The sequence below is a fragment of the Aquincola tertiaricarbonis genome, from assembly GCF_023573145.1.
In the GTDB taxonomy this organism is placed as follows: domain Bacteria; phylum Pseudomonadota; class Gammaproteobacteria; order Burkholderiales; family Burkholderiaceae_C; genus Aquincola; species Aquincola tertiaricarbonis_B.
Map to the genome: position 1 here is coordinate 3,220,467 of NZ_CP097636.1, position 23,009 is coordinate 3,243,475.

Here is a 23,009-nt window from a genome sequence, read left to right on the forward strand (position 1 = left end):
TCAGCCGATCACTTCAGCGGGGTGCGGCGGCGTCGGGCGCCCGCGTCACCTTGAACCAGCGCACGGCACCGCCGCGCGTCAGCATCACCTCGAAGCGCAGGCCACCCACCTCCACCGCTTCGCCGCGGCGGGGCACGCGGCCCAGCTCGTGGGCCACCAGGCCACCGATGGTGTCGAACTCGTCCTCGGGCAGGGTGACGGCAAAAGCCTCGTTCACCTGCCCGATCTCGACGTCGCCGGCCACGCGCTGGGCGCCGTCGGCCAGGGTGTAGATGCCGGATTCGGCGTCTTCCTCGTCGAATTCGTCCTCGATCTCGCCGACGATCTCTTCCAGCACGTCCTCGATGGTCAGCAGCCCGGCCACGTTGCCGAACTCGTCGATGACGATGGCCAGGTGGTTGCGGTTGCTGCGGAAATCGCGCAGCAGGTCGTTCAGGCCCTTGCTCTCGGGCACGAAGACGGGCGGGCGCAGCAGCGTGCGCAGGTTCAGCTCGGGCGCGCGCTGCAGCTTGAGCAGGTCCTTGGCCAGCAGGATGCCGATGATGTTGTCGCGCTGGCCCTCGTACACCGGAAAGCGCGAATGGCCGGTGGCGATCACCTGGCCGAGCAATTCGTCGTAGTCGGCGTCGATGTCCAGGCGGTCGATGTGGGGCGCGGCCACCATCACGTCGCCCGCGCTCATGTCGGCCATGCGGATCACGCCCTCGAGCATGCCGCGGCTTTGCGGGTCGATGAGTTCGCGCTGTTCGGCGTCCGCCAGCGATTCGATCAGTTCGGCCTTGGAATCCGGCCCCGGCGAGATGAACTCGACGAGCCGATCGAACAGGCTGCGGCGCTCTTGCGCGTCGCGGTCTACCGGTTTGTGCACCTGCGCAGGATACCGCAAGCTACAAAGTCACATGGGCGCGAACCGTGCTTGACACACCCGCCCACTTGCAGGACAGTCGCCCGCCCCCATTTAAGGCGGTTGTCGTACCTCAGCCACCGAGCACCTGCCATGTCACAAGGTTTGATTCCTGCCACCATCCTCACCGGCTTTCTCGGCAGCGGCAAGACCACGCTGCTCAAGCGCGTGCTCACCGAAGCCCACGGCCAAAAGATCGCCGTGATCGAGAACGAGTTCGGCGAGGAGAACATCGACAACGACATCCTGGTGTCGAACGAGGGTGAGCAGATCATCCAGATGAACAACGGCTGCGTCTGCTGCACGATCCGCGAGGACCTGCGCTCCACGCTGTCCGACCTGGCCGAAAAGCGCCGCAAGGGTGAGCTGCAGTTCGACCGCGTGGTGATCGAGACCACCGGCCTGGCCGACCCCGGCCCGGTGGCGCAGACCTTCTTCATGGACGACGAGGTGGCCGAGAGCTACCTGCTGGACTCGGTGCTGACGCTGGTGGATGCCAAGCACGCCGAGCAGCAGCTGAACGACCGCCAGGAAGCGCGCCGCCAGGTGGGTTTTGCCGACCAGATCTTCATCAGCAAGACCGACCTGGTGGACGCCGCGGCGGCCGATGCCCTGGCCCACCGCATCAAGCACATGAACCCGCGCGCGCCGCAAAGCCGCGTGCACTTCGGCGAGGTGCCGCTCGACAAGATCTTCGATCTCAAGGGCTTCAATCTCAACACGAAGCTGGAAATCGACCCTGATTTCCTGTCACCCGACGATGGCCACGACCACCATCATCACGACCACGACCATGAGCACGGTGAGCACTGCGACCATCCGCACCACCATGCGCATGACGATGACGTGAAGTCGTTCGTGTTCCGCTCCGACCGTGCATTCAGCCCGACCAAGCTGGAGGATTTCCTCGGCTCCATCGTGCAGGTGTACGGCCCGAAGCTGCTGCGGTACAAGGGTGTGCTGTTCATGAAGGGCAGCGACCGCAAGGTGATTTTCCAGGGCGTGCACCAGCTGATGGGCAGCGACCTGGGCCCGAAGTGGGCGCCGGGCGAGAAGCGCCAGAACAAGATGGTCTTCATCGGCATCGACCTGCCGCGGGAGATCCTCGAACAAGGCCTGTCACAGTGCCTGGTGTGACGAGCGATTGACCCCCCGGGGCGTGGCTACAATCCGCGCGCCCCGAGGAGGCGGTCCCCCGCACACCTCGGCCTGCAGCGGATATACAAATACCGTGAAGAGGAGTGCGAAGTGAGCAAGACACCGGCCAAGAGCGAGCGCCCAACAGCCTCCGCCAAGCCCGCCACGCGGGCCAGCGCCAAGGCAGCCGCCGCGGCTCCCGCGGCCGCCCCGCTGCCCAATGACAGCGCCAGCCGCTTCGCCGACCGCTTCGCACCTGCCAAGCCGCCCGCGAGAACGTATTCAGATCAGGACATGGACACCGTCAAAGCCCCCGTGAAGCACGACCCCAAGCTGGCCAATGCCTGGAAGAACAAGAGCGGCCGCGAGCTGACCGAAGCGGAACTGCTCGCGATGCCCGACGACGAGTACATGAACGACAAGCAGCTGGAGTTCTTCCGCGCCCGCCTGACGGGCCTGAAGGACGATCTGCTGAGCAACGCCGGTGAAACCACCGAGCACCTGCGCGAAGACACCTCCATCGTGCCCGACCCGGCCGACCGCGCCACCATCGAGGAAGAGCACGCGCTGGAGCTGCGCACCCGCGACCGCGAGCGCAAGCTGCTCAAGAAGATCTCCCAGTCGCTGGCCCGCATCGACAGCGGCGAATACGGCTTCTGCGACGAGACCGGCGAGCCGATCGGCCTGGGCCGCCTGCTGGCGCGCCCGACGGCCACGCTGTCGCTCGAGGCGCAGCAGCGCCGCGAGATGAAGCAGAAGATGTTCGGCGACTGACCGAACGCAGGACAGGATTCATGGCGGACCCGAAGGACCAGAGCTTCTTCCGCAAGGTCGTCCGCTTCGTGGCCAACCCGGCCACCGATTGGTCCGATCTGAACTCGCGCCAGCCCGAGGACGGCGCGCTCGAACTCGAGCGCTCCGAACTCAAGGCGATGGTGGAGCGCAAGCGCCGCAACGACTTCGTGCGCAAGCGCGAGTTCGACATGCTGCGCAAGCTGCGCCGCGAGGGCCTCTCGCCCGAGCAGCTGGCCGCGCTGGGCGGCTCGTCGCGCCTCGACGACACCGACGCGCGCGTCTCCGAGCAGCAGCTGGCCGCCCGCCCCGAAGGCGGCGTGAAGGCCAAGATCGACGAGATCGAGCAGCAGATGGTGGGCAGCACCCGCTCGCAGGCGCCCACGCGGCCTGCGACGGGCAGCGACACCCGGGCCGGTGCGCTGTCGGCCCGCACCACCATGCCGGCCAGCTTTGAGGTGACGCCGCCGATGCCGCGCAGCACAGGTGGCACGCCGCCGCTGGACCTGACGCTGCCGCGCCTGGACACCGAGCGCAACGCCGGCGTGCCCAGCCACGCCGTGATGGCGCCCGGCCTGCCGCCACTGTCGGCAGCGCCACCCATCGCCGCCGAATGGCCGCCGCGCACGCCGGCCAGCCTGACCACCGCCGCCGGCACCACCGGCGGCGGGCTGCCACCCGCCACCACCAGCCCGGCCCGCAGCGCCACCGGCCCGCAGACCGACTTCGGCGGCGCCTTTGCTGTGGAAGTGAGCGAGGCGGTGCACGACCCCGAGCTGGACGAAGCCGTGATCGCCTTCGCCAATGCCGATTTCGGCCAGTGCGAAGAGGCCTTGTCGCAGCTGACCAGCGGCCAGGGCAGCCGGCTGGAGCATGGCGAAACCTGGCTGGTGCTGTTCGACCTGTACCGCGCCACCGGCCAGCAGAACAAGTTCGAGCAGCGCGCGCTCGAATACGCCCAGCGCTTCGGCTGGTCGGCGCCGCAGTGGTTTTCGATGCCGCGTCAGGTGGCCGAGGCCGCCGCCGCCAACGACCGCCCCGCCACGCTGCGCAGCGCCGCCACCGCGGTGGGCTGGAGCAGCCCCGCGGTGCTGGACGCCGAGGCCGTGGTGCGCCTGCGCTCGCAGACGCTGCAGATGCCGCTGCCCTGGGTGTTCGACTGGGCGCCGCTGCGCCAGATCGACGCTGAAGCGGCGGTGCTGCTGTCCGGCATGTTCCGCCAGTGGGCCGAAGAACCGCTGGACATGCGCTGGCTGGCCGGCGACCACCTGCTGGCGGTGCTGGCCGAGGCCGCGCCCACCGGCGTGCGCGATGCCGACCCCGCCTACTGGGTGGCGCGCATGGACGCGCTGCGCCTGGCCAACCGCGCCGACCAGTTCGACGAGGTGGCGATCGACTATTGCGTCACCTACGAGGTGTCGCCGCCCTCGTGGGAGCGTGTGCGCTGCAAGCTGCGCTTCAGCGGCGGCGGCCACAGCACCCAGGCGCCGGCCATGTCGCAGGTCAGCGAGGTGTCCACCAGCTTCCTCGAATCAGGCCTGCTGGACGACGCCCACGGCGTGCAGATGGCCACCGTGGAGCTGTCGGGCCAGTTGGTCAGCGACATCGGCCCCACGCTGCGGCTGCTCGACCAGCAGCTGGGCGCGGCGTCACTCGTCACGGTGAACTGCAGCAAGCTGATCCGGGTCGACTTCATCGCCGCCGGCGACCTGCTGAACTGGGTGCTGGCCAAGCGCAGTGAAAACCGCGAAGTGGTGTTCGCCGACGCCCACCGCCTGGTGGCGCTGTTCTTTGGTGCGATGGGCATCAACGAACACGCCCGGGTGAGGGTCAGGACCAACTAGGCAGGCGCGCCAGCGGCGCGCCTTTACCCGGCCGACGCTTGAAGGTCGGCCCCTCACCGCCAGATGCCCCCCATGGACACACAAACCCCGGTGTTTCACGGCACCACCATCGTCAGCGTTCGGCGTGGCAACCAGGTTGCGCTGGGCGGCGACGGCCAGGTCACGCTTGGCAACATCGTCGTCAAATCCACCGCCCGCAAGGTGCGCAAGCTCTACCGCGACCAGGTGCTGGCCGGTTTTGCCGGCGCCACGGCCGATGCGTTCACGCTGTTCGAGCGCTTCGAGGCCAAGCTGGAAAAGCACCAGGGCCACCTGGTGCGCGCCGCCATCGAGCTGACCAAGGACTGGCGCACCGACCGCGTGCTGCGCCGGCTGGAAGCCATGCTGGCCGTCGCCGACCGCCAGGCCTCGCTCATCATCACCGGCAATGGCGACGTGCTGGAGCCCGAGAACGGCATCATCGCCATCGGCTCGGGCGGCGCCTATGCGCAGGCCGCCGCCAAGGCGCTGCTGGACCACACCGAGCTGCCGCCCGAAGAAGTGGTCAAGAAGTCGCTGGTGATCGCCGGCGACCTGTGCATCTACACCAACCAGCGTCACACCATCGAGGTGCTCGGATGAGCATGACCCCGCAAGAGATCGTTTCCGAGCTCGACCGCCACATCGTCGGCCAGGCCAATGCCAAGCGCGCGGTGGCCATCGCGCTGCGCAACCGCTGGCGCCGCCAGCAGGTGGACGAGAAGCTGCGCGCCGAGATCACGCCCAAGAACATCCTGATGATCGGCCCCACCGGCGTCGGCAAGACCGAGATCGCGCGCCGCCTGGCCAAGCTGGCCGACGCGCCTTTCATCAAGGTGGAAGCCACCAAGTTCACCGAGGTGGGCTACGTGGGCAAGGACGTGGACAGCATCATCCGCGACCTGGTGGACATGGCCGTCAAGCAAGAGCGTGAGCTGCAGGTGCGCCGCAAGCGCAGCGCCGCCGAAGACGCGGCCGAAGACCGCATCCTCGACATCCTGGTGCCGGTGGCGCGCACGCCGTCGGTGGGCTTCGACGCCACGCCGCCCGCCCCGCCGGCCGACAACACGGCCCGCCAGGTGATGCGCAAGCGCCTGCGCGAGGGCACGCTGGACGACAAGGAGATCGAGATCGACCTGGCCGAGGCCAAGCCGCAGCTCGAGATCATGGGCCCGCAAGGCATGGAAGAGATGGCCGAGCAGCTCAAGGGCCTGTTCTCGCAGATGGGCGCGGGCAAGCGCAAGACGCGCAAGGTCAAGATCGCCGAGGCGCGCAAGCTGCTGGTGGACGAAGAGGCCGCCAAGCTGGTGAACGAGGACGACATCAAGACCGCGGCGCTGCACAACGCCGAGCAGAACGGCATCGTCTTCATCGACGAGATCGACAAGGTGGCCTCGCGTAGCGAACACGGCGGCGCCGAGGTGTCGCGCCAGGGCGTGCAGCGCGACCTGCTGCCGCTGGTGGAAGGCACCACGGTGAACACGAAGTACGGCATGGTCAAGACCGACCACATCCTGTTCATCGCGTCGGGCGCCTTCCACCTGACCAAGCCCAGCGACCTGATCCCGGAGCTGCAGGGCCGTTTCCCGATCCGGGTGGAACTGGGCTCGCTGTCGGTGGACGATTTCGAGTCCATCCTCACCAGCACCCATGCCAGCCTGGTCAAGCAGTACGAGGCGCTGCTGGCCACCGAAGGCGTGCAGCTGGACATCACCGCCGACGGCATCCGCCGGCTGGCGCAGATCGCCTACGACGTGAACGAGCGCACCGAGAACATCGGCGCCCGCCGCCTGGCCACGGTGATGGAACGGCTGCTGGACGACGTCAGCTTCGACGCGCCCAACCGCAGCGGCCAGACGGTGACGCTGGACGCCGCCGCGGTGGACGGCAAGCTGTCGGAGCTGTCGAAGAACGAAGACCTGTCGCGCTACATCCTGTAGCGCTGGGGTTGGCGCTTACAGCGCCAACCTATGGGACTGCATGGCGAGCAGGCCGTCGAAGATCAGCGACTCGACCAGCTCATGGTCGACGTCCAGGTCGGGCGCCACCTTCCAGCCGGCGCCGCCGGTCACCAGCACGATGGGCGTCTTGCCGGTGCGGGTGCGCAGGTGGCGGTGCATGCGCTCGATGGCGCCGGTGATCGCGAACGTGCCGCCGCTGGTCAAAGCGTCTGACGTGTTGGTCGGAAACTCGCGCACCTGACCGGTGGGCACACGCAGGCCGGCGGTGCCGCTTTCCAGCGCCCGCAGCATGATGCCGTGGCCCGGCAGGATGATGCCGCCCAGGAACTGGCCGTCGGCCGACAGCGCATCCACCGTCACCGCGGTGCCCATCATCACCACCAGCACCGGGCGGTGCGAGCCGCGCGAGCGCATGTGCCAGTGCGCGCCGATCAGCGAGGTCCAGCGGTCGGCGCCCAGCCGGCCCGGGTGGTCGTAGCCGTTGACCACCCCACCCTCCTGCGCGCCGGGCACCACCCAGCGTGGCGTGAAGTCCCACAGCTCCAGCTGCTCCTCCACGCGGCGGCGCACCGCGTCGCCGGCCACGTTGCAGCCGAGCATGCTGCCGGGGTGCGGCAGCTTCGCCCAGGCGCCTTCGGCCAGTTCGTCGATGGTTTCGAGAAAGGCAGCCCCATGGTCCAGCAAGGCCGCGCCCGGTGTGGGCGATGCGTACAACGCCCACTTCAAGCGGGTGTTGCCGATGTCGATGGCGAGGAAGCTCATGGCGCAAGGGGAACGGGGACGGGCGATTGTGCCGAATGGTTCCGCGCTGCAGCAGCCACCATACCCGGGGCTTACGCGGGGGTGGTCTCGCCGGGCGCCTGGCTGTGTTGCAGGCGCCACATGCGGGCGTACACGCCATCCAGCGCCAGCAACGCCGCATGGGGCCCGCGTTCCACCACGCGGCCCTGCTCCATCACCACGATCTCGTGCGCGTCCACCACGGTGGACAGCCGGTGCGCGATCACCAGCGCCGTCTTGCCGCGGGCGGCGCTCTGCAGCTCACCCTGGATGGCGCGCTCGTTGGCCGAGTCCAGCGCCGAGGTGGCTTCATCAAAAATGAGGACGGGCGGGTTCTTCAGCAGCGTGCGGGCGATGGCCACGCGCTGCTTCTCGCCGCCCGACAGCTTCAGGCCCCGCTCCCCGACGATGGTGTCGTAGCCCTTGGGCGTGCTGGCGATGAAGTCGTGGATGTGCGCGGCGCGCGCGGCCGCCTCGATCTCGGCCTGCGACGCGTCGGGCCGGCCGTAGCCGATGTTGTAGGCCACCGTGTCGTTGAACAGCACCGTGTCCTGCGGCACGATGCCGATGGCCGCGCGCAGGCTGGCCTGCGTCACGGCCCGGATGTCCTGGCCGTCGATGGTGATGCGGCCGGCGCCGGGCTCCACGTCGTAGAAGCGGTACAGCAGCCGCGCCAGCGTGCTCTTGCCCGCGCCCGAGGGGCCCACCACCGCCACCGTGCGGCCGGGCGGAATCTCGAAGCTCACGTCGTGCAGGATGGGCCGGTGTGCCGCCGCGCCCTGCGGGCCCTGGGCGCCGTCGTAGGCAAAGCTCACATGTTCGAAGCGCACCCGGCCTTCGCTCACCTGCAGCGGCTGCGCGCCAGGCTGGTCGGCCACCTCACGCTCGCGTTCCAGCAGCACGAACATCTTGTCCAGGTCGGCCAGGCCCTGCTTGATCTCGCGGTAGATCACGCCCAGGAAGTTCAACGGCACGTACAGCTGGATCATGAAGGCATTGACCATCACCAGGTCGCCCAGCGTCATGCGGCCGGCCACCACGCCCTCCGTCGCGCGCCACAGCATCGCGATCAGCGCGGCGGCGATGATCAGCTGCTGCCCGGTGTTCAGCAGCGACAGCGTGCGCTGGCTCTTGACGGCGGCGCGGCGCAGGTTGTTCAGGCTCTCGTCGTAGCGGCGGGCCTCGTACTGCTCGTTGTTGAAGTACTTGACCGTCTCGTAGTTCAGCAGCGAATCGATGGCCCGGCTGTGCGCCTTGGAGTCCAGCTCGTTGAGCTGCTTGCGGAACTGCGTGCGCCATTCGGTCACCGCCACGGTGAAGCCGATGTACACCAGCAGCGCCACCAGCGTGATGCCGGCGAACCAGGCATCGAACTTGACGCCCAGCAGCGTCAGCACCATCACCATCTCGATCAGCGTGGGCAGGATGCTGTAGAGCGAGTACGAGAACAGCGACTGCACCGCCCGCGTGCCGCGCTCGATGTCGCGCGTCATGCCGCCGGTCTGGCGCTCGAGGTGGAAGCGCAGGCTCAGCGCATGCAGGTGCTGGAACACCTGCAGCGCGATGCTGCGGGTGGTGCCCTCGGTGGCCTTGGCGAACACCAGTTCGCGCAGCTCGGTGAACACCGAGGTGGACAGCCGCAGCAGCCCGTAGGCCACCAGCAGCCCCACCGGCACCACCAGCATGGCCTGCACCGAGCCCGGCTGGATGGACAGGCGGTCGACCAGCTGCTTGAGCAGCAGCGGCACGCCGACGTTGGCCACCTTGGCCAGGATCAGGAAGGACAGCGCCAGCCCCACCCGCCAGCGGTAGCGCCACAGGTAGGGCAGCAGCCGCGCCAGCGTGCCCCAGTCGGAGCGGCGCTGGGCAGGATCGGCGGCGGCCGAGGGCGGCAGGTGGGACGAGCTGGCGGCGGCGCGCATCGTGTGAGAATGATTTTTCGAAGAACAGAAGATCCCGATGATGCCCAACTCCGATCCGTCCGGCGCGCCGCCGACCGATGCGCCCCTGCAGCTGCCCACCGACAAGGAGCTGGTGCTGCGCGTGATCCCGATGCCGGCCGACGTCAACGGCAATGGCGACATCTTCGGCGGCTGGGTGATGGCCCAGGTGGACCTGGCCGGCGCCGTGCTGCCCGGCCGCCTGGCGCAGGGCCGGCTGGCCACCGTGGCGGTGAAGGAATTCGTCTTCAAGCAGCCGGTGCGCGTGGGCGACCTGCTGAGCTTCTATGCCGAGATCGTGCGCATCGGCCGTACCTCGATCACCGTGGACGTGGAGGTGTACGCCCAGCGCCTGCAGCCGACCGAACAGGTGGTGAAGGTGACCGAGGCCACGCTGACCTACGTGGCCACCGACGCCAACGGCAACCCGCGCCCGGTGCCGCGCCCGCCGCAGGCCTGAGCACAGAGCGCCCGCCATGTTCAAGGCCTTGCGGGTGCCGGAGCGCTTGTTCCGGCTGGCGATGTGGGTGGTGTCGCTGGCCTTTGCCGGCTTCCTGGTGGGGTTGGGCGGCAACCTGGTGGCCGACCTGCCCAAGGTCGAGAACCGGCTCAGCGCCGAGGACTTCGTGGCCGACCGGCCCGCGCTGCAACGGCTGCGCACCGAGCGCGAGACGCTGGCGCGGCGCGAGACCGAGCTGCAGGAACAGCACGACCAGGCCCGGCTGGCGCTGCAGGCGGCAGGCAATGCCTACCAGTCGGCCCGCTCCGCCTATGGCAACTGGCTGGCCACCCGCACCGCCACCACCGACCCGCAGCAGGACCCGCAGGTCATCCAGCGCACCCGCGAGCTGGACACGCTGAAGGCCCGCGAGCGCGAAGCCCAGGCGCGCGTCGAAGCGCTGGACCAGCAGCAGCTCGACCAGCAGCAGGCGCTGCAGGCCAACCGGCGCACCGAAGCCGGCCTGTTGTCCGATGCGCAGGAGGCCTACGAACGCGCGCTGCGGGCGCAGGAGCTGCGGGTCTTCGGCCTGCGGCTGGCGCTCACGCTGCCGCTGCTGGTCATCGCCGGCTGGCTGCTGGCCCGCCACCGCCGCAGCGACTACTGGCCGCTGATGCGCGGCTTCGTGCTGTTCGCGGCCTTCACCTTCTTCTTCGAGCTGGTGCCCTACCTGCCCAGCTACGGCAGCTACGTGCGCTACGGCGTGGGCGTGCTGCTCACCGGCCTGGCCGGCCACTATGGCGTCAAGGCCATGCGCCGCTACCTGGCGCGCCGCGCGCAGGTGGAGCAGCAGAGCGAGCAGCAGCGCCGCCAGGCCCTGGGCACCGAGGCCGCGCTCAAGCGCCTGGCCTCCGGCGTGTGCCCGGCCTGCGAGCGGGCGGTGCTGACCACGGGCGACGTGGCGGCCGACTTCTGTGTGCACTGCGGCCTGGGCCTGTTCGACCACTGCGGCCACTGCAGCACGCGCAAGAACGCCTTCTTCCACTACTGCCCGAAGTGCGGCACGCGGGCCGAGGGCGGCAGGCTGCCAGCCACCGTGCCGGCCACGCCGGGCGCCTGATTGCCCCGCAGCTTCAGGTCACCGGCGCCGCCTCGGCGGTCTCGGCCAGCACGCCCAGGAAGTCCTTGCGCCACGCGTGCACGTCGTACTCGCGGATGCGCTTGAGCAGCACCGCATGGCGCTCACGCCGCTCGGCCAGCGGCATCTGCAGCGCGCGCTGGATGGTCTGGGCGGTGGCCGGGATGTCGTACGGATTGACCAGCAGCGCCTCGCGCATCTGCTCGGCCGCCCCGGCGAAGCGGGAGAGCACCAGCACGCCGGGGTCGGTTTCGTCCTGCATGGCCACGTATTCCTTGGCCACCAGGTTCATGCCGTCGCGCAGCGGCGTCACCAGTGCCACCTTGGCGGCGCGGTACAGGCCGGGCAACCGCTTGCGGGCCCAGGTGCGGTGCATGTAGCGGATGGGCATCCAGTCCAGCTCGCCATAGGCCCCGTTGATCTCGCCGGCCAGGCTTTCCAGCTCGTGGCGGATGTCGGCATACGCATCCACGCTTTCACGCGTGGGTGAGGCCACCTGGATCAGCGTCGCGCTGTTGCGTGTTTCGGGGTAGTTGGCCAGCAACTCGCGGAAGGCGCGCAGCCGCCGCGGCAGACCCTTGGAATAGTCGAGCCGGTCGATGCCCACCAGCAGGCGTCGGTGGGCGTACTGCTGCTTGAGCGTGGTCTCGGTCTCGCGCGATTCGGGCGACTCGGCCAGGCCCTGGAACTCGTCCACGTCGATGCCGATGGGAAACGCCTGCGCCCGCATCGTGCGGCCGTAAGCGCTGAAGCGGCCGTCGGCCAGCCGCTCGGCATGCGCCTCGCCCACCAGGAAGCGGCCGAAGTGGTCGGCGTCCTCATTCGTCTGCAGGCCCACCAGGTCGTAGGCGAAGAAGGAGCGCATCAGCCACTCATGCCCCGGGATGGCGGCCAGGATGGGCGGCGGCGGCAGCGGAATGTGCAGGAAGAAGCCGATGCGCTGGCGGCAACCCAGCGAGCGCAGCTCCGAGGCGAGCGGAATCAGGTGGTAGTCGTGCACCCAGATCACATCGTCGTCGCGCAGCAGCGGCGCCAGCTTGCGCGCGAAGAGGCGGTTGACCCGCTGGTAGCCCGCGAAGAAGCCGCTGCCGAAGTCGGCCAGATCCAGCCGGTAATGGAAGGCCGGCCACAGCGCCTGGTTGGAGTAGCCGGTGTAGTAGGTGTCGTGGTCCTCGCGCGAGAGGTCGATGGTCACCAGTTCCACATTGCCGGCGCGCTGCTGGTGCAGCTCGCCTTCACCGGTGGCGCCGTCTTCCACGATCTTGCCGCTCCAGCCGAACCACAGGCCGCCGCTGGTGGCCAGTGCATCGCCCAGGGCCACGGCCAGGCCGCCGGCGGCCACCTTGCGTGGGTCGCCCACGCGGTTGGAGATCACGACGAGTCGGGACACGGTACTTCCTCCTGCTTCTTCATATCCGCGAATCCCAGGGTGCGGACAGGCGCACCGCGGCATTCACGATGCCCACCATCGAGTAGGTCTGCGGGAAGTTGCCCCACAGCTCTCCGGTGGCGGGATGGGTGTCTTCGGACAGCAGCCCCAGCGGGTTGCGGCTGGCCAGCATGGCCTCGAAGATCTCGCGCGCCTGGGCCGTGCGGCCGATGCGCGCCAGCGCATTGATGCGCCAGAAGGCGCAGATGTTGAAGGCCGTCTCGGGCCGGCCGAAGTCGTCGGGCGCCTCGTAGCGGCGCATGTAGGGGCCGTCGCACAAGGCAGCCTCCAGCGCATCCACGGTGGCCACGAAGCGCGGGTCGTGCGGGTCGATCAGACCCACCTCCACCATCAGCAGCACGCTGGCGTCCAGCTCGTCGCCGCCGAAGGTGGCTGCATAGGCCTGCCGGCGCTCGCTCCAGGCCTGGGTCAGGATCTTGTCGCGGATGAGGTCGGCCCGCTGGCGCCACAGAGCCGCGCGGTCGGCCAGCTCGAAGGCCTGGGCGATCTTGGCCAGCCGGTCGCAAGCGGCCCAGTTCATCAGCACCGACGAGGTGTGCACCGCGCTGCGGGTACGCAGCTCCCACATGCCGGCGTCGGGGTGGTCGTGGATGGCGAAGGCCTGCTCGCCCACCGCCTCCATCAGGCCGAACTCCTGGCGTGTGCCCTGGCGCAGCAGCCGCGTGTCGTGAAAGGCCTGCGCCGCGCCCAGCACGATGTTGCCGTACACGTCGAACTGGAAGTGCTCATAAGCCTGGTTGCCCACGCGCACCGGCGGGTGGCCGCGGTAGCCCGACAGGTGCGGCAGCTCACGCTCGACCAGTTCATGCTCCAGGCCGATGCCGTACAGCGGCTGCACATGGCCGCCGGCCATGTCGCCGATGGCGTCGCGCAGCCAGCGCAGGTAGTCCTCCATCGTGTCCACTTCCGACAGGCTGTTGAGCGCCCGCACCACGAAGAAGGCATCGCGGATCCAGCAGAAGCGGTAGTCCCAGTTGCGCTGGCTGCCCGGCGCCTCGGGGATGCTGGTGGTCATCGCGGCGACGATGGCGCCGGTGTCCTCGTACAGGCACATCTTCAGCGTGATGGCGGCGCGGATCACCGCGTCCTGCCACTCCAGCGGCACCGCCAGCGCACGCGTCCAGGCGCGCCAGTGGCCGATGGTGTGCTCCTCCAGCAGCCGGGCGGTGTCTTCGATGGCGGCCTGCAAGGCTTCATCGGGGCCGAGGATGAAGCTCAGCCGCTGCGTCAGCGTGAACGCCGTCTCGTCGATCACGTAGGTGATGGGCGCATTGGTGGTCAGCCGCAGCGTCGATTCCGGGCCCACGTAGCGGATGTGATCGCTGCCGCGGGTGACGGTGGGCAACGTGGCGCCCCAATCGCAGCGCGGCCGCAGCACCACGCGCACCCGCGGCGCGCCCGACAGCGCGCGCACGCGCCGCACCAGCGTCAACGGCCGGAACGGGCGGCCGTGCAGCAGGTAGCGGGGCGCGAAGTCGGTGATCTCGACCGCGCCCCCTTCGGCATCGAACAGCCGGGTGCGCAGCACGCCCGTGTTGGGCTCGTAGGCCTGTTCGCTGCGCTGCTGCCCTTCCAGGCAGATCTGCCAGCTGCCGTCGGGCTTCAAGCCGTCGGCCGAATCGAGCAGCGCATGAAAGATCGGGTCGCTGTCGTAGCGGGGGTAGCAACACCAGACGATGCGCGCCTGGTCGTCGACCAGGGCGCTGATGGAGCAGTTGCCGATGATGCCGAGGTTCAGCGAAGCCGGTGGGTTCATGCGAGCGCTTGGGGTGGCGGGCTGCCGCCCCCCGGCGCCGGCAAGCGGCGGACCGCATCTCCCAGCCACCGGGAGACGGCATCGATGTCTTCCAGCCAATAGCGTGCCTGCGTGGCCCCCGGCCCCACCCGCACGCCGAAGCCACCGGCCGCCTGCGCGGCCGCGATGCCGTCTTCGTCGGTCACGTCGTCGCCCACGTACACCGGCAGCCGGCCGGCGAAGCACGGGTCCTGCTGCAGCGCCGCCAGCGCCACGCCCTTGGACACCTTGCGCTGCTTGATCTCGTACACGCAGTGACCGCCCATGATCTGCCAGGTCAGCACCTCCGGCAGGGCGCGCAGCGCGGCCTGCAGCGTGTCGTGGCACAGGCCGCCCAGCAACGGGCGTGAGCGGAAGTGCAAGGCGAAGCCGCCGGTCTTGGGCTCGAACAGCAGGCCGGGATGCTCGGCCACCAGCGCCTGCGCGGCGGCCACCAGCGGCGCCGGCGGCTCGGCCGCTTCCACCCGCAGCAGGCCATTGCTGCCGCGGCGCTCCACCCCGTGCACGCCGGCCGCGGGCAGCTGCAGCGGCGCCAGGAAGCCGTCGATCTGCGCCACCGGCCGGCCGCTGATCACCGCCACCGCGCCCCCCAGCGCACCGTGCAGGTGGCGCAGCGTGGGCAGCACCCACTCGGGCACCTGCACGTCCTGCGGGCGGGGTGCCAGCGGGGCCAGCGTGCCGTCGAAGTCGATGAACAGCGCCGCCTCCGGAGGCAGCGGCGGCGGCCCGCTTCGCTGCGGGCCCGGGGGAGTCACTTCGTCTTGCATCATGGGGCGGGCGAAACCGTGGAGGGCACCGCCTCCACCGGCGAATGGCGTGCCCGGAAGGCTTCGTCGCCGCGCGGAATGGCTTCACCGTCGAGCCGCTGCGTGCGCCACTGCGGCAGGTGCTCAGGGTGGTGGGCCTGGATGTAGCTCAGCAGACCTTCACGCACCTCGCAGCGCAGGTCCCAGGCCTTGCCCGAGTCATGCGCCGTCACCAGCACGCGCAACTGCATCGTGCGCTCGCCGGCCTCGGTCACCTGCAGCAGGCACAGGCGGCCGTCCCAATGCGGCGAGGCTTCGCACAGGCGCCTGGCCTCGGCCCGCAAGGGCGCCAGCGGCATGGCGTAGTCCACGTGCAGGAACACGGTGCCGATGATCTGCGAGGTGCTGCGCGTCCAGTTCTGGAACGGGTTCTCGATGAACCACTGCAGCGGGATGATCAGCCGCCGCTGGTCCCAGATGGCCAGGACCACGTAGGTGCCGGTGATCTCCTCCACCCTGCCCCATTCGCCCTGCACGATGAGCACGTCGTCGATGCGGATGGGCTGCGCCAGCGCGATCTGCAGCCCCGCGATCATGTTGCTGAAGAGCGGCCTGGCCGCGATACCGACCACCAGGCCGGCCACACCGGCCGAGGCCAGCAGGCTGGCGCCCAGCTGCCGCGCCCCCGGGAAGGTCATCAGGATCATCGACAGGCCGGCCAGCATCACCGCCACCATCACGGTGCGGGCCAGCACCCGGGCCTGGGTGTGGATGCGCCGGGCCTGCAGGTTGTCCTGCACGTCGGCCGGGTAGAGGTCGATCACGCCCAGCGCCACGCCGCGCACCGCGCGCGCCAGCAGCCAGGTGATGGCCGCGATCAGCAGCACGCCGTTCAGGTGGCGCAGCGAGCCGATCAGCGGCAGCGTGTCGGGCGCGCCCTGCCACACCACCTGCAGCGCGGCCAGCGGCAGCACCCACTGGGCAGGCACGTCCACCTGCCGCACCACCGCGGCCGGCACCCTGGCGCCGCGGGTGATGCGCGTGAGCACCGCGCGCCCCAGCCGGTGCACGCCCAGCGCCGCCACCACCACCAGGCTGGCCGCCAGCAGCGGCTGCAGCCACGGCATCCACAAGATCGGCAAGAAATCCATCCAACGCCCTCCTTTGTTGCAATGCAGCAAGGTGCGATTGGATGAGGGGGATGGGGTTCCGGCTGTTACGACTTGTCGCCGCCCGGTCGCCGGAGAACCGTGGCCGCCGCTGGGGCACACTTAGGGAAGGTCTGCACAACGCGATGCGATGCGCCCGTCGAGCCGATTCGATGATCGTCAAGCGCCGTCTGGCTGCACCGAGGCGATTCGCGGCGTCTTCGAGGCCCCGGTTGGGCCTGCTGCAGCGCTCCGCAGGCCCCTGCAAGGCACCGCGGACGCACTCATCCCTGCGCTCCGATCAGCTGCCGCCTCGCCATCCACAGGTTTGACAGCGCGAAGAGCGTGGCGATCTGCGCCGTGTTCTTGGCCAATCCTCGGTAGCGAACCTTTGTGTAGCCGAACTGCCGCTTGATTACCCGGAACGGATGCTCGACCTTGGCCCGGATGCTTGCCTTCCACTTCTCCAGGCTCAGCGCCTCGAAGTGCGGCGCGATGAACGGGTTGAGCTTGCGCCGCAACCCTGGCCGCATGGCCACGTGCCACTGCGGCCCCTGGGCTTCGATGCGCTTGTGCACGCCTTGGTAGCCCGCGTCTCCAAAGGCGACCTCCTCGTCACCGTGCAGCAGTGCGCCGGCCTGCGTCACGTCGTTGACGCTGGCGGCCGTGCCCACGACGCTGTGCACCAAGCCGGAGTGCGCGTCCACGCCGATGTGGGCCTTCATGCCGAAGTACCACTGGTTGCCCTTCTTGGCCTGCTTCATCTCGGGGTCCCGCTCGCCCTCGGCGTTCTTGGTCGAACTCGGCGCGGCGATCAAGGTGGCGTCGACGACGGTGCCCTTCTTCATCATCAGGCCCTTGGCCTGGAGGATGTCGTTGACCACCCGCAGCATGTCGGTGGCCAAATCGTGCTTCTCCAGCAGGTGCCGAAACCTCAGGATGGTGGTCTCGTCGGGCAATCGCTCGACACCTTCGCCCAAACGAGCGAACTCACGGAAGACGGGCATGTCGTGCAGCGCCTCTTCCATCGCCGGGTCGGACAGCGCGAACCATTGCTGCAGGTAGTGAACTCGCAGCATGGTCTCGATGGGAAACGGCGGCCGTCCGGTCTTGGCCTTGGGGTAGTACGGCTCCACCACCTGCATCAGCGCCGACCACGGCACCACGCGTTCCATCTCTTCGAGGAACTCGCGCTTTCGGGTCTTCTTCGTCGACAGGTTCAGGCCAAGTCCGAGCTGCTTCATGAGCGTGATCATCCCTGGCGCAGGGCGGTCAGGCTATTCGGATCGGCACGTAGTTGTGCAGACCTTCCTTAGGCCATCATTGGCAAGCCGCACGCCGAGGACCTCTGCGATGACAGCGATCGAGTTGCAATTGTTGGAACGCCTGAAGCAGCTGCCGCCTGCGCGTGTGGCAGAAGTGGTGGACTACGTGGAGTTTCTGGCTTCACGCGAAGAACGAAAGCTGGCAGCCGCGCGTCTGGGGGATCAACTGGCGCGCCTGGACGCGCTCAATCTGCCCGCAGTTTCGGATGAAGAGGTGGAAGCTGAGGTTCAGGCCAGCCGTCAAGCGCGGCGCAACGAGGGCATCGCAGGCGCGTGAGTCATGAAGATGCTGTTGGATACCAACTTGTCGGTCTCCGGCATCATTTCGTCCGGGGTACCGCGGCGGCTGCTGGACGGCGCTCGACGCGGTGATTCGGGCTCGTCAGCAGCGAGTCACTGCTGAGCGAACTGCTGGATGTGCTGGGCCGCGGCAAGTTCGCGGCGCGGCTTGCTCAAGCGGGTTTGACGCCTGAGAGCCTCGTTCATGAGTTGCGGCGCATTTGCACCGTGGTGACACCACTGTCGGTTCCCAGGGTCGTAGTGACCGACCCAGACGACGATCATGTGCTGGCCGCCGCCTGCGCCGGCGGGGTCGACCTCATCGTCTCCGGCGACCGCCGAGACCTGCTGCCACTGCAGCACCACGCGGGCATTCCTATCGTCACAGCGCGCGAGGCCCTGGACCGTCTAGAAGCGCGCACGCCTCCGATCGAACCGTAGCCCCCGCGCGCCGCCCGCCCCGTCAGAACTTCGAGAAGTCGGGCTTGCGCTTCTGGAAGAAGGCCTGGAAGGCCTCTGTGGCCTCGGGGCTGCGCAGGCGCTTGCTGAACAGCTCGGCCTCCGCGTTGATGGCTTCCATCACCGCCGCCTGGGTGGGGCGGCGCAGCAGCTGCTTGCTCTCGCGCACCGCGCCGGGCGGCAGGGCGTTGAAGCGCTCGGCCACGCGGCGGGCGTGCTTGATCACCTCGGTGGCGGGCAGCACCGCACTGGCGATGCCGGCCTCGACCGCCTGCTCACCGGTGAAGGGGTCGCCCAGCAGCAGCTTTTCGGCGGCGCCGCGCGGGCCCATCAGCTGCGGCACCAGCAGGCTGGAAGCGAACTCCGGCACCAGGCCCAGGCCCACGAAGGGCATGGCCAGGCGCGCGTCGTCGGCCACGTAGACGAAGTCGCAGTGCAGCAGCATCGTGGTGCCGATGCCGATGGCCGCGCCGGTGACGGCGGCCACCACCGGCTTGTCGCAACCCACCAGCGCCTTCATGAAGCGGAACACCGGCGAATCCATGCCCGCCGGCGGCCGCTGCATGAAGTCCTCGAGGTCGTTGCCCGAGGTGAAGATACCCGGCTGACCGGTGATCAGCACCGCGCGCACCGCACCGTCGGCCTGCGCGGCGGTGATGGCCTCGGCCATCGCGTCGTACATCGCCTGCGTGAGGGCGTTCTTCTTCTCGGGGCGGGCGATCTCGATGGTGGCCACGCCGTCGACGATGGCGGTCTTGATGGTCATGCCGGTGTCTCCTGCTGTTGGTGGGTGGGGTTCAGACGCGTTCGAAGATACCGGCCGCGCCCTGGCCCGTGCCCACGCACATGGTCAGCATGCCGTACTTCAGGTTGTGGCGGCGCAGCGCATGCACCACCGTGGCGGCGCGGATGGCACCGGTGGCGCCCAGCGGGTGGCCCAGCGCGATGGCGCCGCCCATGGGGTTGACCTTGGCCGGGTCCAGACCCACGGTGTTGATGACGGCCAGCGCCTGCGCGGCGAAGGCTTCGTTCAGCTCGATCCAGTCCATCGCGTCCAGCGACAGGCCGGCCGACTTCAGCGCCGCCGGGATGGCCTCGATCGGGCCGATGCCCATGATCTCGGGCGGCACACCCTTGGACGCGAAGCTGACGAAGCGCGCCAGCGGCTGCAGGTTGAACTGCTTGACCGCCCTTTCCGACGCCAGGATCAGGCAGCCCGCGCCATCGCTGGTCTGCGAGCTGTTGCCCGCCGTCACGCTGCCCTTGGCCGCGAACACGGTGCGCAGCTTGGCCAGGCCTTCCAGCGAAGTGTCGGGCCGCGGACCTTCGTCCAGCGACACGGTGCGGGTGCGGGTGATCACCTCGCCGGTGGCCAGATTGGGCGTGCGGTCGGTCACCTCCACCGGCACGATCTCGTCGTTGAACTCGCCGGCCTGCTGGGCCTTGAGCGCCTTCAGGTGCGACTGCAGCGCGAACTCGTCCTGCTGTTCGCGCGAGACCTTCCACTGGTTGGCCACCTTCTCGGCGGTCAGGCCCATGCCGTAGGCGATGCCGATGTTCTCGTCGCGCTCGAAGATGGACGGGTTGAACGAGGGCTTGTTGCCGCTCATCGGCACCATGCTCATGCTCTCGGCACCACCGGCGATCATCACGTCGGCTTCGCCCACGCGGATGCGGTCGGCCGCCATCTGCACCGCGGTCAAGCCCGATGCGCAGAAGCGGTTGACGGTGACGCCGCCCACGCCGTTGGGCAGGCCGGCCAGCAGCACGCCGATGCGCGCCATGTTCAGGCCCTGCTCACCCTCGGGCATCGCGCAGCCGATGATGGCGTCCTCGATGGCCTTGGGGTCCAGGCCGGGCGCCTGGGCCAGCGCACCGCGGATGGCGGCCACCAGCAGGTCGTCGGGGCGGGTGTTGCGGAACACGCCGCGGCCCGACTTGCCGATGGGCGTGCGGCTGGCGGCGACGATGTAGGCGTCTTGAAGTTGTCGGCTCATGGTCGCTCCTGTCAATTGCGCACGGGCTTGCCGGTCTGCAGCATGCCCATGATGCGTTCCTGGGTCTTGGGGTGGTCGAGCAGGCTGCAGAAGTGCTTGCGCTCCAGCGCCATCAGGTATTCCTCGCTGACCATCGAGCCGGCATCCACCGCGCCGCCGCACACCACGTCGGCGATCAGGCTGCCGATGTGGAAGTCGTGCTGGCTGATGAAGCCGCCGTCGCGCATGCCCACCAGCTGCGCCTGGATGGTGGCGATGGCCGAGCGGCCAGCCACCGGGAACAGCTTGCGCAGCGGCGCGCGCCAGCCGCTGGCGGCCATGGCCTTGACCTGCTGGCTGGCGACGAACAGCAGCTCGTCCTTGTGCGGCACGATGATGTCGTCGTCCAGCAGGTAGCCCAGCTTGCGCGCTTCCAGCGCGCTGGTGGCCACGCGGGCGGTGGCCGCGGCGGTGAAGCCTTCCTTGGCAAAGGCCAGGATGTCCACGCCCGGTGCCTTCTCGGCCATCTCGGCCGCGCGGCGCGCGATGTAGGCCAGGCCACCACCGCCGGGGATCAGGCCCACGCCCACCTCGACCAGGCCGACGTAGCTTTCCATCGTGGCCACGCGGCGGGCGCAATGCACCGCCAGCTCGCAGCCGCCACCCAGCGCCAGGCCACGCACCGCGGCCACCACCGGCACGGCTGCATAACGGATGCGCAGCATCGCGTCCTGCAGCTTCTTCTCTTCCGGCGCGATGCCCTTGCCGCCGCTCTTCATGAACACCGGCATCAGCGCTTCCAGGTTGGCGCCGGCCGAGAACACGTCGTCGGGCGACCAGATCACCAGGCCCTGGTACTTGGCCTCGGCGATCTCCACCGCCTTCAGCAGGCCTTCGGTCACCAGCGGGCTGATCAGGTGCAGCTTGGCGGTGATGCTGGCGATCAGCACCTCGCCGTCGAGCGACCAGACGCGGATCTCTTCATTGCGGAACTCTTCGGTACCGCTCTTGAGCGCTTCGGCACCGCCAGCACCCAGCACGGTCTCGGGGAAGGCCTGGCGCTGGTACACCGGCAGCGTGCTGCGCGGCACGAAGCGGCCTTCCTTGGCGCTCCAGGAGCCTTCGGCCTGGTGCACGCCGCCTTGATTGGCCACCGGGCCTTCGGTCACCCAGGCGGGCAGCGGTGCGCTCGACAGCGTCTTGCCGGCGGCGATGTCTTCGTTGATCCAGCCGGCCACCTGGGCCCAGCCGGCGGCCTGCCACAGCTCGAACGGACCCTGGCTCATGCCGAAGCCCCAGCGCATCGCGAAGTCGATGTCGCGCGCCGATTCGGCGATGTCGGCCAGGTGCACCGCCACGTAGTGGAAGCTGTCGCGCAGGATGGACCACAGGAACTGCGCCTGGGGGTTCTTCGATTCACGCAGCAGCTTCAGCCGCTCGGCCGCGGGCTTCTTCAGCATGCGGGCCACGATCTCGTCGGCCTTGCCGCCGGCGGGCACGTAGCTGCCCTGCGCCGGGTCCAGCCGCAGGATGTTCTTGCCTTCCTTCTTGAAGAAGCCGGCGCCGGTCTTCTGGCCCAGCGCGCCCTGCTCGATCAGCCTGGCCAGCACCGGCGGCGTGGCGTAGCTGGGGAAGAAGAGGTCATCGGCCAGGTTGTCCTGCAGCGTCTTGATGACGTGGGCCATGGTGTCCAGGCCCACCACGTCGGCGGTGCGGAAGGTGCCCGAGCTGGCTCGGCCCAGCTTCTTGCCGGTGAGGTCGTCCACCACGTCGTAGGTCAGGCCGAACTTCTCCGCCTCGATCATCGTGGCCAGCATGCCGGCGATGCCCACGCGGTTGGCGATGAAGTTGGGCGTGTCGATGGCGCGCACCACGCCCTTGCCCAGCGCGCTGGTGACGAAGGTTTCCAGCTGGTCCAGGATCTCGGGCTGCGTGGTGGGCGTGGGAATCAGCTCCACCAGGCTCATGTAGCGCGGCGGGTTGAAGAAGTGGATGCCGCAGAAACGCGGCTTGATCGACTCGGGCAGCACCTCGCTGAGCTTGGTGATCGACAGGCCCGAGGTGTTGGACGCGACGATGGCGTGCGGTGCCAGGAAGGGCGCGATCTTCTGGTACAGGTCGAGCTTCCAGTCCATGCGCTCGGCGATGGCCTCGATCACCAGGTCGCACTCGCGCAGCAGCTCGCTGTGCTCTTCGTAGTTGGCCTGCTGGATCAGCGCCGCGTCGTCCGCCACGCCCAGCGGCGCGGGCTTGAGCTTCTTGAGGTTGTCGACCGCCTTGGTGACGATGCCGTTCTTGGGCCCCGTCTTGGCCGGCAGGTCGAACAGCACCACCGGCACCTTGACGTTGACCAGGTGGGCGGCGATCTGCGCGCCCATCACCCCGGCGCCGAGGACGGCGACCTTGCGTACGTTGAATCGGTTCATGGATGGGTTCTCCGGTTATTCCACGCGCAGCCAGGTCTGGGTGCGGCCGAGCAGAGGCGTGCCGATGTAGCCGCGCACCTCCAGCTTCTTGCCGCCGTCCACCGGCTTCAGGCGCACCTTGTAGGTCTTGCCATTGTTGGGGTCGAGGATCTCGCCGCCTTCCCACACCGCGCCGTCGCTGCCGGCCTTGACGTTGCGCACGATGGTCAGGCCGGAGATGGGCTTGCCCTTGTCCTCGCCTTCGCACTTGTCGCACACGGCGTCCTGCTTGGCGGGGTCCAGCACCTTCTCGATGCGGCCGCTGAGCACGCCGCCCGCATCGCTGATGCGCACCAGCGAGCGCTCCTGCTTGGTCTCGTCGTCGATGGTCTTCCACAGCCCGGCGGGCGTGGACTGGGCCCAGGCGGCGCCTGCAGCGCACAGCAGCGCGGCGATGGCGATCTTCTTCATGC

At 68.9% G+C, this 23,009-nt stretch carries 21 protein-coding genes; 9 read left to right on the forward strand and 12 right to left on the reverse strand.

Annotated features, from left to right (window positions below; genetic code table 11):
* Positions 1–13: 13 nt before the first annotated feature.
* A complete protein-coding gene (locus tag MW290_RS29225) occupies positions 14–868 on the reverse strand; it encodes a CorC family transporter (protein WP_250197858.1) in 855 nt (284 codons plus the stop codon).
* Between the two features lie 129 nt (positions 869–997).
* Here MW290_RS29225 and MW290_RS29230 point away from each other — a divergent pair, with 129 nt between their 5' ends.
* From MW290_RS29230 to hslU, 5 genes are all read left to right on the forward strand, one after another.
* Positions 998–2,041 carry a CobW family GTP-binding protein gene (locus MW290_RS29230; protein WP_250197859.1) on the forward strand — a complete coding sequence of 348 codons (1,044 nt, stop codon included), beginning with the start codon at positions 998–1,000 and terminating at the stop codon, positions 2,039–2,041.
* Positions 2,042–2,152: 111 nt separating this feature from the next.
* Positions 2,153–2,815, forward strand: coding sequence for an RNA polymerase-binding protein DksA (gene dksA, locus MW290_RS29235; RefSeq protein WP_250197860.1), 663 nt, complete (start codon positions 2,153–2,155; stop codon positions 2,813–2,815).
* 20 nt (positions 2,816–2,835) lie between these two features.
* Positions 2,836–4,677, forward strand: coding sequence for an STAS domain-containing protein (locus MW290_RS29240; protein ID WP_250197861.1), 1,842 nt, complete (start codon positions 2,836–2,838; stop codon positions 4,675–4,677).
* A gap of 72 nt (positions 4,678–4,749) precedes the next feature.
* Entirely contained in the window at positions 4,750–5,298 is a 549-nt protein-coding gene (hslV, locus tag MW290_RS29245; RefSeq protein ID WP_250197862.1) for an ATP-dependent protease subunit HslV, read from the forward strand.
* Positions 5,295–6,635 (forward strand): ATP-dependent protease ATPase subunit HslU, encoded by a 1,341-nt coding sequence (hslU, locus tag MW290_RS29250; RefSeq protein ID WP_250197863.1) that lies wholly within the window; start codon positions 5,295–5,297, stop codon positions 6,633–6,635. Before hslV ends, hslU begins: the two co-directional genes overlap by 4 nt.
* 15 nt (positions 6,636–6,650) lie before the next feature.
* On the opposite strand, the gene MW290_RS29255 is transcribed toward hslU, so the two are convergent.
* Together MW290_RS29255 and MW290_RS29260 are read right to left on the reverse strand one after the other, a co-directional pair.
* Positions 6,651–7,418 (reverse strand): type III pantothenate kinase, encoded by a 768-nt coding sequence (locus MW290_RS29255; protein ID WP_250197864.1) that lies wholly within the window; start codon positions 7,416–7,418, stop codon positions 6,651–6,653.
* A 71-nt stretch (positions 7,419–7,489) separates the two neighbouring features.
* The gene (locus MW290_RS29260; protein WP_250197865.1) at positions 7,490–9,358 is read right to left on the reverse strand and encodes an ABCB family ABC transporter ATP-binding protein/permease; all 1,869 of its coding nucleotides are present in this window, start codon (positions 9,356–9,358) and stop codon (positions 7,490–7,492) included.
* A gap of 37 nt (positions 9,359–9,395) precedes the next feature.
* On the opposite strand from MW290_RS29260, the gene MW290_RS29265 reads away from it, so the two are divergent.
* Both MW290_RS29265 and MW290_RS29270 read left to right on the forward strand, forming a co-directional pair.
* Positions 9,396–9,836: an acyl-CoA thioesterase gene (locus MW290_RS29265; protein WP_250197866.1), complete on the forward strand. Its 441-nt coding sequence runs from the start codon at positions 9,396–9,398 to the stop codon at positions 9,834–9,836.
* A 16-nt stretch (positions 9,837–9,852) separates the two neighbouring features.
* On the forward strand, positions 9,853–10,935 hold the full coding sequence (locus tag MW290_RS29270) for a zinc ribbon domain-containing protein (protein ID WP_250197867.1): 1,083 nt from the start codon (positions 9,853–9,855) through the stop codon (positions 10,933–10,935).
* Between the two features lie 13 nt (positions 10,936–10,948).
* Here MW290_RS29270 and otsA read toward each other — a convergent pair whose 3' ends face one another.
* The 5 genes from otsA to MW290_RS29295 form a co-directional block, all read right to left on the reverse strand.
* A complete protein-coding gene (gene otsA / locus MW290_RS29275) occupies positions 10,949–12,343 on the reverse strand; it encodes an alpha,alpha-trehalose-phosphate synthase (UDP-forming) (RefSeq protein ID WP_250197868.1) in 1,395 nt (464 codons plus the stop codon).
* A gap of 19 nt (positions 12,344–12,362) precedes the next feature.
* Complete coding sequence (locus MW290_RS29280; protein ID WP_250197869.1) at positions 12,363–14,159, reverse strand: glycoside hydrolase family 15 protein; 1,797 nt, start codon at positions 14,157–14,159, stop codon at positions 12,363–12,365.
* Complete coding sequence (otsB, locus tag MW290_RS29285; protein WP_250197870.1) at positions 14,156–14,968, reverse strand: trehalose-phosphatase; 813 nt, start codon at positions 14,966–14,968, stop codon at positions 14,156–14,158. Before otsB ends, MW290_RS29280 begins: the two co-directional genes overlap by 4 nt.
* Positions 14,965–16,095 (reverse strand): mechanosensitive ion channel family protein, encoded by a 1,131-nt coding sequence (locus tag MW290_RS29290; protein ID WP_250197871.1) that lies wholly within the window; start codon positions 16,093–16,095, stop codon positions 14,965–14,967. Before MW290_RS29290 ends, otsB begins: the two co-directional genes overlap by 4 nt.
* 281 nt (positions 16,096–16,376) lie before the next feature.
* Positions 16,377–17,336 carry an IS5 family transposase gene (locus tag MW290_RS29295; RefSeq protein WP_250194184.1) on the reverse strand — a complete coding sequence of 320 codons (960 nt, stop codon included), beginning with the start codon at positions 17,334–17,336 and terminating at the stop codon, positions 16,377–16,379.
* 109 nt (positions 17,337–17,445) lie between these two features.
* On the opposite strand from MW290_RS29295, the gene MW290_RS29300 reads away from it, so the two are divergent.
* Both MW290_RS29300 and MW290_RS33355 read left to right on the forward strand, forming a co-directional pair.
* A complete protein-coding gene (locus tag MW290_RS29300; RefSeq protein WP_250197872.1) occupies positions 17,446–17,694 on the forward strand; it encodes a DUF2281 domain-containing protein in 249 nt (82 codons plus the stop codon).
* A gap of 140 nt (positions 17,695–17,834) precedes the next feature.
* On the forward strand, positions 17,835–18,137 hold the full coding sequence (locus MW290_RS33355; RefSeq protein ID WP_375142903.1) for a PIN domain-containing protein: 303 nt from the start codon (positions 17,835–17,837) through the stop codon (positions 18,135–18,137).
* A 22-nt stretch (positions 18,138–18,159) separates the two neighbouring features.
* Here MW290_RS33355 and MW290_RS29310 read toward each other — a convergent pair whose 3' ends face one another.
* The 4 genes from MW290_RS29310 to MW290_RS29325 are packed head-to-tail and all read right to left on the reverse strand — an operon-like array spanning position 18,160 to position 23,007.
* Complete coding sequence (locus tag MW290_RS29310; protein WP_250197874.1) at positions 18,160–18,921, reverse strand: enoyl-CoA hydratase; 762 nt, start codon at positions 18,919–18,921, stop codon at positions 18,160–18,162.
* A gap of 31 nt (positions 18,922–18,952) precedes the next feature.
* Positions 18,953–20,152 carry an acetyl-CoA C-acyltransferase gene (locus MW290_RS29315; RefSeq protein WP_250197875.1) on the reverse strand — a complete coding sequence of 400 codons (1,200 nt, stop codon included), beginning with the start codon at positions 20,150–20,152 and terminating at the stop codon, positions 18,953–18,955.
* An 11-nt stretch (positions 20,153–20,163) separates the two neighbouring features.
* On the reverse strand, positions 20,164–22,557 hold the full coding sequence (locus tag MW290_RS29320) for a 3-hydroxyacyl-CoA dehydrogenase NAD-binding domain-containing protein (RefSeq protein WP_250197876.1): 2,394 nt from the start codon (positions 22,555–22,557) through the stop codon (positions 20,164–20,166).
* A gap of 15 nt (positions 22,558–22,572) precedes the next feature.
* Positions 22,573–23,007: a DUF2147 domain-containing protein gene (locus MW290_RS29325; RefSeq protein WP_250197877.1), complete on the reverse strand. Its 435-nt coding sequence runs from the start codon at positions 23,005–23,007 to the stop codon at positions 22,573–22,575.
* Positions 23,008–23,009: the final 2 nt, after the last annotated feature.

Coding starts and splice junctions, on each gene's coding strand:
- MW290_RS29230 (WP_250197859.1), top strand. CDS start 998: ATGTCACAAGGTTTGATTCCTGCCACCATCCTCACCGGCTTTCTCGGC.
- MW290_RS29240 (WP_250197861.1), top strand. CDS start 2,836: ATGGCGGACCCGAAGGACCAGAGCTTCTTCCGCAAGGTCGTCCGCTTC.
- hslV (WP_250197862.1), top strand. CDS start 4,750: ATGGACACACAAACCCCGGTGTTTCACGGCACCACCATCGTCAGCGTT.
- hslU (WP_250197863.1), top strand. CDS start 5,295: ATGAGCATGACCCCGCAAGAGATCGTTTCCGAGCTCGACCGCCACATC.
- MW290_RS29255 (WP_250197864.1), bottom strand. CDS start 7,418: ATGAGCTTCCTCGCCATCGACATCGGCAACACCCGCTTGAAGTGGGCG.
- MW290_RS29260 (WP_250197865.1), bottom strand. CDS start 9,358: ATGCGCGCCGCCGCCAGCTCGTCCCACCTGCCGCCCTCGGCCGCCGCC.
- MW290_RS29265 (WP_250197866.1), top strand. CDS start 9,396: ATGATGCCCAACTCCGATCCGTCCGGCGCGCCGCCGACCGATGCGCCC.
- MW290_RS29270 (WP_250197867.1), top strand. CDS start 9,853: ATGTTCAAGGCCTTGCGGGTGCCGGAGCGCTTGTTCCGGCTGGCGATG.
- MW290_RS29280 (WP_250197869.1), bottom strand. CDS start 14,159: ATGAACCCACCGGCTTCGCTGAACCTCGGCATCATCGGCAACTGCTCC.
- otsB (WP_250197870.1), bottom strand. CDS start 14,968: ATGATGCAAGACGAAGTGACTCCCCCGGGCCCGCAGCGAAGCGGGCCG.
- MW290_RS29290 (WP_250197871.1), bottom strand. CDS start 16,095: ATGGATTTCTTGCCGATCTTGTGGATGCCGTGGCTGCAGCCGCTGCTG.
- MW290_RS29295 (WP_250194184.1), bottom strand. CDS start 17,336: ATGAAGCAGCTCGGACTTGGCCTGAACCTGTCGACGAAGAAGACCCGA.
- MW290_RS29300 (WP_250197872.1), top strand. CDS start 17,446: ATGACAGCGATCGAGTTGCAATTGTTGGAACGCCTGAAGCAGCTGCCG.
- MW290_RS29310 (WP_250197874.1), bottom strand. CDS start 18,921: ATGACCATCAAGACCGCCATCGTCGACGGCGTGGCCACCATCGAGATC.
- MW290_RS29315 (WP_250197875.1), bottom strand. CDS start 20,152: ATGAGCCGACAACTTCAAGACGCCTACATCGTCGCCGCCAGCCGCACG.
- MW290_RS29320 (WP_250197876.1), bottom strand. CDS start 22,557: ATGAACCGATTCAACGTACGCAAGGTCGCCGTCCTCGGCGCCGGGGTG.
- MW290_RS29325 (WP_250197877.1), bottom strand. CDS start 23,007: ATGAAGAAGATCGCCATCGCCGCGCTGCTGTGCGCTGCAGGCGCCGCC.